The 15,353-nt window shown below is 44.3% G+C and carries 11 protein-coding genes and 1 other RNA gene; 9 read left to right on the top strand and 3 right to left on the bottom strand.

Translation table 11 applies throughout. The features are described from left to right. On the top strand, positions 1–843 hold the full coding sequence (locus ACT3ID_RS03385; RefSeq protein ID WP_491540581.1) for a universal stress protein: 843 nt from the start codon (positions 1–3) through the stop codon (positions 841–843). Between the two features lie 186 nt (positions 844–1,029). Here the strand turns inward: ACT3ID_RS03385 and ACT3ID_RS03380 are convergent, their stop codons facing one another. Then, positions 1,030–2,055, bottom strand: coding sequence for a TIGR00341 family protein (locus ACT3ID_RS03380; protein ID WP_491540580.1), 1,026 nt, complete (start codon positions 2,053–2,055; stop codon positions 1,030–1,032). Positions 2,056–2,353: 298 nt separating this feature from the next. On the opposite strand from ACT3ID_RS03380, the gene ACT3ID_RS03375 reads away from it, so the two are divergent. Then, on the top strand, positions 2,354–2,743 hold the full coding sequence (locus tag ACT3ID_RS03375) for a hypothetical protein (protein ID WP_491540579.1): 390 nt from the start codon (positions 2,354–2,356) through the stop codon (positions 2,741–2,743). A 170-nt stretch (positions 2,744–2,913) separates the two neighbouring features. On the opposite strand, the gene ssrA is transcribed toward ACT3ID_RS03375, so the two are convergent. Further along, positions 2,914–3,280: a transfer-messenger RNA gene (gene ssrA / locus ACT3ID_RS03370) on the bottom strand. A 173-nt stretch (positions 3,281–3,453) separates the two neighbouring features. Between ssrA and ACT3ID_RS03365 the strand changes: the two genes are divergently transcribed. Next, positions 3,454–3,951, top strand: coding sequence for a hypothetical protein (locus ACT3ID_RS03365; protein ID WP_491540578.1), 498 nt, complete (start codon positions 3,454–3,456; stop codon positions 3,949–3,951). A 609-nt stretch (positions 3,952–4,560) separates the two neighbouring features. Here ACT3ID_RS03365 and ACT3ID_RS03360 read toward each other — a convergent pair. Beyond that, the gene (locus ACT3ID_RS03360; protein ID WP_491540577.1) at positions 4,561–7,134 is read right to left on the bottom strand and encodes a bifunctional aspartate kinase/diaminopimelate decarboxylase; all 2,574 of its coding nucleotides are present in this window, start codon (positions 7,132–7,134) and stop codon (positions 4,561–4,563) included. 200 nt (positions 7,135–7,334) lie between these two features. Between ACT3ID_RS03360 and ACT3ID_RS03355 the strand changes: the two genes are divergently transcribed. The 6 genes from ACT3ID_RS03355 (at position 7,335) to ACT3ID_RS03330 (ending at position 14,641) form a co-directional block, all read left to right on the top strand. Next, positions 7,335–9,593, top strand: coding sequence for a TonB-dependent receptor (locus ACT3ID_RS03355; RefSeq protein ID WP_491540576.1), 2,259 nt, complete (start codon positions 7,335–7,337; stop codon positions 9,591–9,593). A 5-nt stretch (positions 9,594–9,598) separates the two neighbouring features. Next, the gene (locus tag ACT3ID_RS03350) at positions 9,599–10,492 is read left to right on the top strand and encodes a DUF4249 family protein (RefSeq protein ID WP_491540575.1); all 894 of its coding nucleotides are present in this window, start codon (positions 9,599–9,601) and stop codon (positions 10,490–10,492) included. A gap of 482 nt (positions 10,493–10,974) precedes the next feature. Next, positions 10,975–11,676, top strand: coding sequence for a DUF4159 domain-containing protein (locus ACT3ID_RS03345; protein WP_491540574.1), 702 nt, complete (start codon positions 10,975–10,977; stop codon positions 11,674–11,676). 179 nt (positions 11,677–11,855) lie between these two features. Next, positions 11,856–13,013: a cysteine desulfurase family protein gene (locus ACT3ID_RS03340; RefSeq protein WP_491540573.1), complete on the top strand. Its 1,158-nt coding sequence runs from the start codon at positions 11,856–11,858 to the stop codon at positions 13,011–13,013. A gap of 12 nt (positions 13,014–13,025) precedes the next feature. Next, positions 13,026–14,219, top strand: coding sequence for a tRNA uracil 4-sulfurtransferase ThiI (gene thiI, locus ACT3ID_RS03335; RefSeq protein ID WP_491540572.1), 1,194 nt, complete (start codon positions 13,026–13,028; stop codon positions 14,217–14,219). 281 nt (positions 14,220–14,500) lie between these two features. Further along, positions 14,501–14,641, top strand: a complete 141-nt coding sequence (locus ACT3ID_RS03330; protein ID WP_491540571.1) for a hypothetical protein — start codon at positions 14,501–14,503, stop codon at positions 14,639–14,641. Positions 14,642–15,353: the final 712 nt, after the last annotated feature.

Below are 15,353 nucleotides of genomic sequence, written 5' to 3'. Positions count from 1 at the left end.
ATGGCTGATAATTCGGATAAGGAAAAAGAAAAAACGGTTTTCTTTCGTCGCATCCTCGTTGGCGTAGATACCTCTTCGCACAGCCGTGCCGCTCTGGAGGCAGCAGCCCTTCTTGCTCAAAAAATGGAAGGGAAGCTTTTTGGCCTTTTTGTCCAGGATGAAGTGTGGAGCAAAATATGTAAAATGCCTTCCGTTACGGCAGTTAATGAGCTAACGGGAGCTACACAGAGCCTTGAAGAGAAAGATCTTCAAGAGCAGATTGATTTATTGGCGAAGCGACTACGTCGACAATTGAGGACAATCAGCAGGGAAAATAAAATTTCGCACACCTGGAAAACAGTCCGCGGACGTGTAGAAGAGGAAATATTAGAAGCGGCAAAAGAAGCAGATCTCATTACTATCGGCAGGCGGGGCAGTTCATTTCCCCAAAAAAAGAAATTGGGATCCTCTGCCAAAGCAATCATCCAGTCGGCGGATAAACCCATCCTAATTTTAAAGAAAGGATTGAAGTTAGGTAAAAATATTACAGCTCTGTATGATGGATCAGAGGAAAGTAAGCATAGTATTCAATTAGCTCTGTCACTCGCAGATGAAAAAAAAGGTATCACGATTTTGGTTCTAAGAGACCAGGCAAATAAAGAAGAAGTTAAAGAAATAACAGAAGGAACTTTGCTACCAGTTGAAGTGCTGGAACTAACAAATCCTGATATTTGGCGAATCACTCATTTTGTCAATCAGCAAAATGCAGGATTGTTTATCATCCCCAAGAATCAATCATTGCTGAAAAATTCTATCGAAAGTGTGCTTAATCAGCTAAAGAGCCCCCTTTTGATGATGAACTAGAGCTTATAAAAAACCCGGCTCAAATTTCTTCAAAAAACCAGGGCTATGGTTAACATGAAGAAGTGATTGAGCCAGGTCGATTACAAAAATAAAAATTTTTATCAGAGTATCGAGCTAAATCATTGGGGTAATCCCCTTTAGTTCAGTTTGTTCACTTTTTACGTAAATTCGTTATGCTATTCTCTGCTAAACTGATTCTACAGTAAGATTCCAATACCAGATAAGGATGGCCAGAGCTATCAGCAGGGTAAACCAAATAGCTACTGCAATTCTTGTTGCCTTTTTTGCCTTTTCCGCCTCCCACCAAGATCGCGGGCGAATACCCTGAACTAAAAATGTTAGAATACCTGCCAAGTTAACACATATCAGGTTTGTTGTTGTAAGAATTGCGGATCCTATCGCCAGATTGGTAAACCCAGCCCCCAGCAATAATCCTACATTAACCAAAGGAGGTAATAAAGCAACTGCAACCATCACTCCCACTATGGCAGCCGGTACTCCACGTGTAAAAGCAAGAACCCCGGCACTCCCTGCAGCCAAGGCAATAGCAATATCTCCGGCATTCACATTTGTTTTATTTACTATTTGCTGAGATTCCAACGTCACATCCATTACCATTCCCAGTACCAGAGCTAACAATAATGAGATACTGATACCTATAACATTTGTCTTAAGTGATTGCCATCCCAACTCCAGATCGCCGAGGGTTACGGAAAGTGCCATAGATACATTCGGTCCCAGTAGTGGGGCAATTACCATTGCACCAATAATAACCGCTACATCATCACGAACCAGTCCTACACCTGCTACTACTGTTGAGAGGATCACCAGTCCCATATAAACCAGACTTAACTCACTTCCACTTGATACATCAGTATAAAGTTCTTCGCGACTAATACGTCCTGCATATTTCTTTTCGGGCTCAGGTCCACTCCCTGGTTCTTCTATATCCTCTGGGGATTCTGGCTTAGGAACGGTAGCCTCAACTTCAAAAAGCATTATCCGGAACCCCTCGACGTTGGAGAGTTTTTCTGTAAGCTGATCAGAAAGCTTTTCTATTCTATCTGCGTCGACAAGTACACGCAATATAGAGGTGCCGTTATCGATCTCGTTTGACCAAACACCAATGACGTGTTCTTCTTGCTCTACCAAATCCCGTGCCTCTTTCATGCTTTCCTTTGGAGCCGTGAGCTCCAACAATCGATAATTCATAGACTTAGCAGAAGTTGTAATTAATATCTGTAAAACGATACATAACTATTAACGTGCATATGAAACAGATATACAAATTCTTTCTTGGGGATCGATTTTGGAAGTTTACCTTTCACTAAAAAATAAACTGATAAAATTGGTGGATTAGCCTTTATATTGGGTAGTTTATTATTTAAAATTGTGTAATAAATTTAACCTATCAGTTGTAGTAACTTTCACATAATTAAATCAGGAAGTTACATTCGCCTTCTCGAAAAAACTCTGTTAGGTCATCTACAATAAACAAATCTGATTTACTATGCCTTTAAAAGTTACAAAATCTACTATAATGATGGACGGTGAACACAAAATTGAAGGGACACTGGCCGATTGCACAAGATTGCTAAAAAATGAATTCCTGTCTTTTTCCCCAATTGCCAACGCCTGTAAAATGATTGAAGATGAAGAATATGCAATAAAGGTAGGCGGATCTTTAAGAGTCTGTGAAGGGATTGTCAGAGATAAATCAAATGATGACGAAGCACGAAAAGTGCTGGGTACATTGACAATAAATGTTATAGATCGACTTGAAGATACAGCAACTGAAATTGCAGATGCTAACTGCCCAGAGGAAAGAAAACAGGAGATATTGCAAATCCTAAATGGCAATATCTCAATGGGGAATATAGCTTTAAAAGCGTGTAATTAACGTATCTATTTTTAAATATATCTCGCTGATAAGAGGACAGCTGGTGACCATTTCTTATCTCATTCGATGGTCACCGTATAGAATCCTGATGGTTAAACCTCTTATTAATACGAAACGCCCTCAATGCTTTAGAGTGCATCTTTGGGCGTTTGATAAACTTGCAAATATAATAGTGGAGGTGCGGGGAGTCGAACCCCGGTCCGAAATGGTATATCGTTCAAGCATCTACATGCTTAGTTGCCGTTTAAGTTTCGCCTGAAGCATCGCCCGGCAACAGGCAACTTCAGACTAGACTGTTAAAGTTTTACGCAAGTCCGACAGTCAGCGGAACCTGCGCTATCCTGTCATAGTCGGCGCTCTCAACGGCACTGACAGGCAAGAAGCCGTGAGAACGGCTAAGCTGCGTTACGCAGCCAAGCTATAAGAATAGTTGTTGTCAACTACATTTAATTGCAGGATGATTTTGTACGAGTTCATCGCGCAAACTCGGCATGCAGCCTGCGATTCTACTCATTCCGTCGAATCCGGTACACCCCCAAATTTTCAAAGAACTTCTGGATTGAATCTCTTTACGTCTTTTTAATAACACATCAAAACGCGATAAAATTCAGATTATTTCATATAAAAATCAATCTATTTGTTGACTAATTCCTTTCTCTAACCTTACCTTGCTTTTAAAGGAAAACTAATTTCCAGCCTGCCAGATCATCATGAATAGATATTCACTTCTGTTTTTTTCGGCATTTATACTGGCGTTACTCATAAATGGTTGTTTCGACGATGAAATTTGCTGTCCCCCTCCCCCTGCGATGGATGTCAGCCTAAGTTATGTCCACGACAGTGGAGTAGATCTGCTTCAACAAGATACAACATCTCTGGATCTATTTAACGTCTATTATCTCCACAAAGATGAAGAAAGTGGAAAATTTGTGCGCGAACCTGCAGCCTCTAATCAATTTTCGTTTTACAGAGATCAAGAGAGCTCTCGCGTAGCTCTGCAAGTGTTCCCCAATCACGAGTTTGTTGATGGTATATCTCTGACTCTAATTGAATTTCCCAGCAAGAATCTGGATACGCTGAAGATTCAAGGACGTAAAGAGGGACGTGGAGGAATAGCGGAAATAATATGGTATAACGGTGAAAAAGTTTGGGAGACAAGCTCAAATCCACCCCGACGTTTCTTCACGTTTACCAAGACTATTTTATGATTACAATATGATAGCTGAACCTGCATAGAATTCAAGGATTGACTTTCATACCTCTTGCGGCTTATTCCAGGAGATCTTTCGACTCCTCCCGACAGCAGGCGAATCCGCTCAAGATGACATCAACTTTAATTAAAAGCAGTGTCATCCCGAACGTAAGGGAGAGATCTCCCCGACAAGGGTCGTGTAGAATCTAAAGGATTATCTTTTAAATACTTGCTGAACTATATTATCCGCATACCTTTAAGTCACGAAAAATGAATAGATTAATAGCATGTTGATGAATCAGTGACGCAGAGCGTCTATTCATGCGTTCCGCACCAGAGGTACGGAACGAGATAATAGTGTCATTCCGTCCCTACAGCTGTCGTGAGAGAGATCTCCAAGACGAAGCTCGCGTAGAATCTAATGTATACACCTTGCGGACTATTTCTGTGAGATAGCTGACTGTGGCTCCAAATCTATCAACTGCAACTTTATTACTTTCATTAGTTTTTAAAGGAGCTCTGCTCCTGTTGAACAGCCCCGTATCTGTGTCCACATCACTAGTGCGGGAATTAATTCCCGCGCCAATCATAAGACCTGAAGAAAGAATATTGCTACAGATAGCTATCAAATAACCACATCTTCTGCAGGCGGACGCTGATTGTAATTCGAACTCATCACCTGCCCGTATGCTCCCGCATTCGCAAGCAGAATAATATCTCCCTCTTCAGAATCGGGAAACATCCGATCAATACCCAGCTTGTCCCCCGACTCACAAATGGGCCCGACAATATTAACTGTTTGAGTATTGGGGTGATCCAGCTTAGACAGATTGACAATCGTATGTCGTGCGCCGTACAGTGCCGGACGTATAAATGAGTTCATTCCGGTATTGACTCCCACATAACGTACTTCCCCCTTTCCTTTTAGCTGCGTGACTTTCGCAAGCAACACTCCGGCTGCAGCAATCAAAAACCGACCCGGCTCTACCCAAATTTCATATTCGGGATGGGCCTCTTTAAATCTATTTAGCGATTTATTGACCTCCTTAATATTCAAGTGAGTTTGGGTCTCATTCTCTTTAACACCAAATCCACCGCCCAAATCAAGGATGTCAACGCCGCCCAGCTCTTCGGCCACTTCATGGAGAATAACAGCAGTATCTGTCCACGATTGTGGATCTTTGATTCCGCTTCCAAGATGGGCATGCAATCCTTTTATACTAATATTGAGCTTTTCTATAAGCTCCGATACTTCTTCAATTTCAAAGCGTGGAATGCCAAATTTCGAATGCACGCCCCCTGTCTTTACATGCTTGTGATGTCCGTGGCCGTGTCCGGGATCTATTCTTAAGAAAAGCTCTTGATCCCTGAATATATCCGGCCACTGCTGCAAGGGATAAATATTATCGAGCGTTACATTTACTCCCAGGTCCAGTCCATCTTCGTACTCCTCTCTGGCCGCAAAATTGGGCGTAAATAGTATCTCTTTACGATCAATATCCGGAAAGAGATTAATCACTTTCTTTACTTCGCCAATCGATACACATTCAAAACCGAGCCCGAGATCACGAAAAGTTTTAAGTACTTCAGGATTATCATTGGCCTTCATCGCATAGAGCGAACGGTTTACAGCATCCAAGCTCTGGATAAATCCGACGTAACGCATTATAGTATCCCGATCATAAACATACGCAGCATCTGTTTGGAAAGCGATATTCAATAGCTTGTCGCGCTTATGTTTCCACCAGGCATCTTCGTCGGCTTCTTCCTGTTTTTCCTCCTCCATCAGTTCGGGCCATGTGGGACCAAATGATTGCTCGTTGCCAGACTGCAGAATAACCTGCTCATGCAGCTGACGAACAAGCCGGTCGGCCTGCTCACTCTCGACAACAAAAGTAAAATTCAGATCATTAGCTGACTGGCTTACCAGGTATACCTTATGCTCTTGAAAAACTTCAAAAGCCGATCCCAGCCGATGTAGAATAGTCCGGATTCGCCGCCCCATAAGACTTACCGCTGAAACAGACTCAATTACATCGACTTTGCAAATATTGCTAAGATCCTCAACAAATTGATCGCGAATATCCTGAAAATGATCATTCAATCCGGGATCCAGCGACACCGTCACATTCGACTGCGAGGTAGAAACGAGATCAATTGATAAACCATATTCCTTAAATATATCGAATGCTCCGGCCAAAAAACCTACCTGCTGCCACATTCCCAACGAATCCATACTCACCAATATCACATTATGGCGAACTGCAATAGCTTTAACCAATGCTTCATCATCGGCTGCTTCCAATGAGATCTGCGTACCAGAGAGCTCTGGCTTTTGTGTGCAGCGCACGTGAATAGGAATTTTATGTTTGCGCGCTGGCATTATACTTCGCGGGTGTAATACCCCGGCGCCATTCGTGGCAATCTCCTGAGCCTCTTCATAACTCAGATGCTTCAACAGCCGCGAAGAAGGTACCAGATGCGGATTAGCAGAAAACATACCCGGCACATCAGTCCATATTTCTAGGCGTTCTGCCCCGATCTTTGCCGCAAAATAGGCTGCTGATACATCCGACCCACCCCGGCCCAGAATCACGTTTTTACCACCTGAATCACTCCCAATAAAACCCTGGGTTATTACCAGCGGACCGTTCTCGTTCAAAGCATCGGCCACATTCTGATCAAAATCAGTAGGACTCACTGCAGAAATAATGCGCGATCGCTCAGTAGCATTTTTCTGCGTTACCGTTTTGATATAATGCCGGGCATCAAGCCAGGTTGTATCTTCTAGCCGTTGTTCCAGATAAGCCGCTCCCAACTTCGTTGCCATCAATTCCCCCATCGACAGCAACCGGGCCTGCACGCGAAAACTCGCTTCGCCAATAAGCTCAATACCCTTCACAATTTGTTCAAGCTCCTTGAAGTCATCCTTCAAAAGTTTATCAGCCGGCACCTCCAACTCATTTCCAAGCTTTATATGCCGTTCCTTTATTGCTTTAACCTGCTCATCAAAAGGTCCATCCGAGGCATTATCAATAATTTCCTGCAGTAAATTAGAAATACCGCTTAGCGCAGAATGAACCAGGCAAACTGCGAAACCTTCCGAACGGCGCTGCCGTATGACCGACACAATATTTTTCCAGTTGCTAAGACTTGATACACTGGTTCCGCCAAACTTTAAAACAACCCAATTGGACATCTTGAATTCAGAATAATTAATTAAATGTTTTTACTTATGTAATCCTTTCGAAATTTGTGTACTGATTATTGGAGCGCAGAAATATAATAATCTCTGGATCGTCTTTTTAGAATTATTCGAAATATTAACTTCAGAAAATATTGTAAATTCATTACGTTTTGAAACCTGAATTAATTTCATCCAATAAGAGTCTGTTACACTTGAGGCAACTTCTTCTCCTATTTGCAATAATTTTATTTCCTATCTCCTTAATTGCACAGCCATCGGCTTCTGTTAACGGATATATCTCTGATGCAGAATCCGGCGAAACTCTCATTTCTGCTAATATTGCACTGAAAGACAGTCCCAAGGGCACCTCCAGCAATACCTCCGGTTATTTTACTTTGACTGATCTTTCACCCGGCACCTATACCATTGTAGCCACTTATGTGGGATATCAGCGCTATGAACAGGAAGTAACACTTGAGGCCGGTGAAAACCGGAGACTGGACATCCGCCTTAAACCGCAGGATTACCAACTTGAAGAGTTAGTTGTGCAATCCAAAAAAGAAACTGAAGAACAGCGGAATATCGGAAGGGCACAGATGGAAACCGAACTCATAAAAAAAGTGCCATCAGTATTCCAGGCGGATGTGTTCCGATCACTGCAACTTCTGCCGGGCGTGAAAGCGGCCTCTGACTTTTCCAGCGGATTATATATCCGCGGCGGAAGCCCAGACCAGACACTCATACTGCTCGATCGTACCACTGTCTATAATCCATCTCATTTTTTCGGATTTTTCTCCACGTTCAATCCCGATGCCGTAAAAAACGTTCAGCTTTACAAAGGCGGCTATCCCGCTAAATTTGGCGGTCGACTTGGTTCGGTGTTGACCATCTACAACAAAGACGGTAACCGCAATGAATTACAGGGATCAGCAACCCTCGGCATGCTGGCTTCGCGAGCCTCAATTGAAGGGCCGATCGGTGATGGATCGTACATGTTCGCTTTTCGTCGCTCGACGCTGGAGCCCGTTCTTTCGATTCTCAGGCAAAACACAGAAAATATTCCCGACAGCTTTTACTTCCTGGATATGAACGGCAAGTTGAACTATAACCTCAATGACAACAACAAGCTATCACTTGCTTTCTACTCGGGCTCCGATAATCTCAGGTTTCCTTTTGGTGAAGATGCCGGAATAAATCTCAATTACGGAAATCAAACACTGAGTTCGACATGGACACACATCTTTTCTGAAAAAGTATTCTCTAATTTTACTCTCACCGGGTCGCGTTACTTTAATTTTCCCTCATTCAATATCGCCTCTACCCCTTTCGAGCGCTCAAACAATATCTATGACTTTTCTTTAAAAGGTGATGTTGAATACCTGCCCACTGAAGAACATGAAATTACGACCGGTTTCTGGGTGGGATCAATGACCCTTAAGCTCGAAGATATCTTTGACGAACAGGAAACATTCAGCTCCCGCATTCAGTCACAGTATGGTTCTTTTTACCTACAGGATGAATGGACTATTTCGGATCGATGGATGGCCACACCGGGAATCCGTTTAACCGGATTTACCGAAGGTAATTATCTTCGACTGGAGCCACGTCTTTCCCTGGAGTATCGTCCATCCGACAGGATACGCCTGCAGGGAGCCTATGGCCGATATAATCAATTTTTAACGCTCATCTCCAATGAAGCATTTACCGGTTTTGACGTTTGGCTAACTACGGACGAAGGAGTACCTCCCGCTTACGGAAATCAATATGTAGTAGGAGCAAAAACCATCCCCTGGGAAGGCTATGGCCTTGATCTTGAACTCTATTACCGGTCTATGGAAGATCTCTTCGAACTGGATCCTTTTCTTCCGGATCCGGCAGGAGTGCCATATGAAGAGACATTCCGATTTGGAAAGGGTTATGCCTATGGCGCTGAACTCTACTTTGAACGACAAGTTGGGCGTCTGACCGGTTTTGCCGGCTATACATTCGGTGTAACCCGCCGTAAATTTCCCAACTTTAATAAACCGCTGACATCCGACGAATCGGCACGATACTATCCCCCCAAATTCGATCGTACTCATGATGTTAACCTGGTTCTGGAATATGACTTAAGCTCTCGTTGGTCCTCGACAGCTGTATTTAGCTTTGCCACCGGACAAGCTTATACCAAGCCTCTTGGGCGCACTGTTGCAGTCGATTTCCCCACATCAGGAACCAGCCTCGACCAGCTGATAGTTGGAAAGGTCAATGCCTCTCGACTGCCTTCATATCACCGTCTCGATATCAGCTTTAGTCGCCAAGGTACCTTTTTTGGGATCGGCGAAGCCGAATGGCAGTTCCAACTTGTTAACGCATATTCGCGCCGTAATATCTGGTTCTATAATTACGATCTGGATGAAAATCCCGTTGAAAGAGAAGCAGTACAGCTACTGCCTATATTACCTACAATCTCTTACACACTCGATTTTTGATTATCATGCACTACCGAATCTTCTACATTTTAGCAATACTCATCCTATTTACCGGCTGTGAACTTTATGAGCAGGATGAATATGAGGAATACTATGTCGTGGAATCATATCTTGTTGCCGGCGATGACCTGCCTATCGTACGCCTGTCGAAAACCACCAATATTGAAGAAAAGTATAATTTTCAAGATGCTGCCGTATCAGACGCCAGCATTCAGATCCAACTGCTAAATAACGACAGTACTATTGCCGAAACCTACTCTTATCAGCAGATACAAAACAGGGCAGGTACTTATATTCCAGCAACAGGTGTCCCCGTGCAGTCGGAACGTCTTTATCGCCTGTATGTCACTCATGAAGATAATGAAATTACGGCCACCACGTACGTGCCCGGCAACTTTGAGTCTGTAAACGAGGATGAACTACAAGATCGCTACATCTATCAGAGTAACAACCAGGTTGAAATTAAGACGACTCCCAGCTCCTATATCACCGAACGTCAGACATATTACATCTTTACTGTCAATGCTGTTGATACAACCAGAGAAAACTTAACCCCTTTTTATCTTGATCTGGTTGAGGATGATGCCGAAATCGAAAATTTCTATATCAACTCTTCGGGAATTATTAATGAAGGAAATTACGAACGTAATCCGGATGAAACTATCACCCTGAAGTTACCCTGGCTGTCCATTGCCTTTTTTGGGGAAAACGATGTCATCGCCAATGCGATTGATGATAACATGTATGATTTTCTTCGCACTCAGGAAGTACAGGGGGGCGGTGCTACACTTTCGCCCGGCGAAATCCAGAATGTGAAATACAATGTTGAAGGCGGCATAGGAATCTTCGGCAGCATGGCCAGCGATACGGTTCGTGTTGAGATTTCGAGACCCAACTAATGCTGTGGCTTTTTCAGTAATGAATCCGTTTAAGCCGACAAGCGGTGAGGAGTCAAATGTGGCAATGTCTTGCCCTCGGAGTACTGTTAGCCTGTATCTGCACTTGAGCTACCTCGTCGCTAGCAATTACTTGCTGTTTCAAGCGTCCACGCTTGAAACTATTAATGTTTGATAACGTGGATGCTTACCACAGCAAGATTGTTCCGCGTCATGACCTGTATTTTAATTGGTTGCCTACCGATAAAGCCTTCGGTGACGACAAACTGTAATATCACCCGGAAATAGTTCGCAAGCGAGTGAAGGATAATTCTTTAGATCCTACGCGGACCTTTTCAGGGAGATACGTTCGACTCCGCTCCGATACCTCAGTATGACATTGCTTTTATTGGCGCTCCATTCATATGACATCGCTTTTTTTGAATAACCGAAATAAGAAGTTCGTCAATTCATTATATTAACGGAGCGAATAAGAATGAATTGATATGCCAGATTTAAACATTAAACAGATGATGAAAAGAACAATCACTGCTTTTTGCATCTTCAGCTTTGCAATGGGATTGCTATTGCCGACGCTCGCTCAGGGACAGGATTTCAAACTGGCACGCATAAAATATCGCGGAGGCGGTGACTGGTATAACGATCCCTCCTCCCTGAAAAACCTTGCAGAATTTACACAGCAGCAGGTACCTGTCGCTCTCAATCCCGAATACGATGATGTTGCCCTGGGCAGCAGCGATCTCTCAGAATATCCCTTTGCCTTTCTTACCGGTCACGGCACCATCGAAATTAATCAGGCTGAAGCCACAAATCTAAGAGAATACCTCGACAATGGCGGGTTCCTGTATATCGATGACGATTACGGACTCGATGAACACTTTCGGGAAGTTATCGGCCAGGTATATCCCGACGAAGAACTGGTGGAGATACCATTTGATCATCCGATCTATCACCAGGTATTTGATTTTCCCGAAGGACTGCCAAAGGTTCACGAACACGACGGCGAAGCACCGCGCGGCTTGGGCCTGTTCAGAGATGGACGGATGGTCCTGTTCTACACCTATGAATCCAACCTAGCCGACGGATGGGCCAATCCCGATGTCCATAATAATCCTGCCTCAGTCCGTGAAGAAGCGCTCCAGATGGGAACAAACATCCTGGTGTACGCCTTAACGCACGGTCGGTAAGATAGCTCGGATTCATTTCGTTTGGCTTTGGATGCTACATTCGTCATAAAACATCCACCAAAGATTCCTTCTATAAATCCAACGATTTACAGTAAGTTCACACGATTTTCTTTCATGGAATTAATAATTTATACCAAAGCGACGGTATAGAAAATTGTAAAACACTCCCGCCACAAGTCATGGACGAAATTTACCTGGACAATAATGCGACCACACCTACGGCTCCCGAAGTGGTGGAGGTGATGAACCGGTATCTAAACGAACAGTACGGAAATCCCTCCAGCATCCACAAAAAAGGAATTCAGGCCGACCGGGTACTGAAAAAAAGCCGGCAAATCATTGCGAACAGCCTCAGCGTAAAGCCGGATACGGTAATCTTTACCTCGGGAGGCACGGAAAGCAACAACTTGGCTCTGCGAGGTGTGGCGGATGCCAACAGGAAAAGGGGGCGTCACATTGTGACAACCTCTATAGAACACCCATCCGTGCTGGAAACCTTACACCAGCTGGAAGAAGAAGGATTGAATATTACCTACGTCTCCCCTGACGAAGATGGTATTATTGCTGCGGATGCTGTTGTTGATGCTTTGACTGACGATACAATTCTGGTATCAGTAATGCATGTAAATAATGAGACGGGGGCTATAATGCCGGTCGAGGAGATCGCCGCCCGGGTTAAGACGGAGGATCCATCTGTTTTCTTCCATTCCGACGGTGTTCAGGGATTTGGCAAAGTACCGGCAGACCTTACGCATATTGATGCCTATTCCGCAAGCGGCCACAAAATTCATGCTCCCAAAGGAGTGGGCATGCTGTATCTAGCGGAAAATAGTTATCTGAGGCCACAGATAACGGGCGGCGGACATGAACACGGCTGGCGCTCCGGCACCGAGAATGTTCCCGGCATTGCGGCTTTCGGGAAAGCAACCGCTCTTGTCTCCGAATCCAGAGAAAGTGAAATGCAAAAGCTCTCTGAACTCAAGCAATATTTTACAGATCAGTTGAAAGATCTTTTTGATGATATCGTACTGAATACCCCATTACAGTCTATCCCCTCTACGGTGAATGTATCATTCCCCGGTGTTCCGGGAGAGGTGCTCGTAAACGCTTTATCTGATCGTAATATATTTGTATCTACCGGCTCGGCCTGCTCAAGCAAAAAGAGCAATCGAAGTCACGTGTTGAAGGCTATGAACCGGCACCCGGAGGTGATCGATTCCAGCTTGCGATTCAGCATGTCACGATACACTAAGAAACAGGAGCTGGAACAGACATTAAATGTTCTCGAAGAGATCATTCCGAGACTCAAAAAAGTAGCTCAAAAAACCACTTTTTAGAATTTACAGGAAATGAAACGCCAACTATTTCTTACCGGATACGATGAGATCGGCCTGAAGGGTAAAAACCGCTCGAAGTTTGTCAAACTGCTGATCAAAAATATCGCCCGGCAAACCGGACTCAACAGGAAACGGATATCCCATTATCAAAAGCGACTTTATATAGAAATACCTCAGAACAAAGAGGCCCGGAACTTGGTCTCTCGTATGAAAAAGGTATTCGGTGTAAGCTGGTTCGCCCTTACCGACAATGTCGGCTTCGATTATGATATCTTGCTCAAAACCGGAATAGAACGGGGTAAAAACCATGCAAGCCGTGGCTATAAGACGTTCAAGATTGAAACTCGAAGGAGTAAAAAAGATTACCCAAAACGGTCTAAGGATATCAATGATGAGCTTGGCGATGCTATTCGGATACAAACAGGCCTCGAGGTGGATGTCCATAACCCCGATGTGACGTTTAATGTGGAGGTCCGCACGAAGGGCATCTACATCTATACGGATACCAATCGCTATGAAGGGCCGGGCGGCCTTCCGACTGGAAGCAGCGGACGTGTTCTGAGCCTGTTTTCCGGCGGTATCGACAGTCCGGTTGCTGCGTGGCACCTGATGAAGAGAGGTTTGGCTGTTGACCTCATCCACTATCACAGCCCCCCATACACGGGCAAAAAAGTACTGGAGAAAGTCAGAAATAGTGCGGACGTCCTCAGGAAATGGAGCGGTGATGATATATCACTCTGGATCTGTCCCTTCACCGAGATCCAGGAAGCAATAGCGGACAAGATTCCGAGCCGGTACTGGACGATCTTTCACCGCCGGTTTATGATGCGCATTGCCGAAAGACTGGCTAACCAGCAGGGACATGGTGCCCTGGCAACCGGCGACAGTGTGGGACAGGTAGCCAGTCAGACTCTGACCAATCTTTCTGTTATAGACCAAGCCACCGAGACACTAGTACTGAGACCGCTAATGGGGATGAATAAGCAGGAAATCGTTGATCAGGCCAAGGTCATTGACACTTTTGAAATTTCAACACAACCGTTTGAAGACTGCTGCGTACTTTTTGCCCCCGACCAGCCTGCCACTACTTCTGAAACAGACAAGATCGTGGAGCTGGAAGAGCGGATTGATGTAGACCGGCTCATCTCTAACAGCCTGGACAATATACAACAGGAAACATCTGCTCGTGAGGAAGTGGAGTTGTAAATATCATAGTTAACAAATCACAGTTTCCGAACGCCACAGATCTATACAAATTAATACTGAACTGTCAGTTATTCCGCAGAGTTTCTCTAAAGAATACAAAACAACAGGGAGAGCAATTGTGCAAAAATTTAACTGTCTGCTAACCAGCTGTCTTTAGACAACTTTGTTTCATGTCCTTAGCCCAGTTTTTCAAATCTGGGCTAAGGGGACAGAATCTCAACTCCAAAAAAGTTGAAAAGCATTTATTGATCGGGAGCAGAGCTCCCTCTCAACTAGAGTAGGTGACAAATGGAAACGAGAAAAAAAACAAAGATTTCTCACTGCTCCCGAACGTTTTCGGTATTGTTCGAAATGACAAAATAGGTTTTGTGGTGGAAAATGATGCTATGCCGGGCGTAGTGCAGAACTGGGTTTATGGTTAACACCTATCGTCTCGACAACCTTCAGGACGTCACTTCCCCTCAAGGGAAGATTATTCAGTGCCAATTTACGTTTTTGTCCCTCCTTACTTGTAGGGAGGGCTACAGGGTGGGTCAAACAAAGGGCACAAAACGTGATAAGCCTGGATAGTATAATCGGGAGCAGAGCCCCCTCCTAACTCAAATATTTTATACGTTCCGCACCAGAGGTACGGAACGAGATAGGTTTAAGCCAGCTGGCGGCTGTCCGCCCATCAGCGCGATCCTTCTCCCGACTACTGGTGACACTACCATGCTCTACTTCCCCAAAAAATGCACTCTCAGGCAGGAGCTTTTGTTATGTTGTTAGCTTAAAGCCTGAAGATAAATCATCAGGCTAAGAAGCAGAAAACCAAAGCTCACTTGAAGTGAGCTTCTTTTAAAATACTTAGCCCACGGATTCATCCGTGGGTAAAAGTATTTTATTCCCAATTGGTTAAAACAGTATCGGGAGCAGAGCTCCCTTTTGACTAAGTACACACCCCGAGCATCCCGATTATTAGGGATAGGTCGGGAGCAGAGCTCCCTCCCAACCAATTTTTATTTACGGTCTCGTTAATTGCAGCGTATGATCCATACCTACGATATCTTCATCCATTGTACTGATAAAGAGCGGATTGAATATCAGTTTGTAGGTGCCGCGGGGCTGTCCTCTGAATTGAGGGCGGAAGCCGTA

This window comes from Fodinibius sp. GM108 (assembly GCF_058386985.1).
Note: the sequence above shows the minus strand (reverse complement) of the source record. Positions and strands in the feature narration are given on the sequence as shown.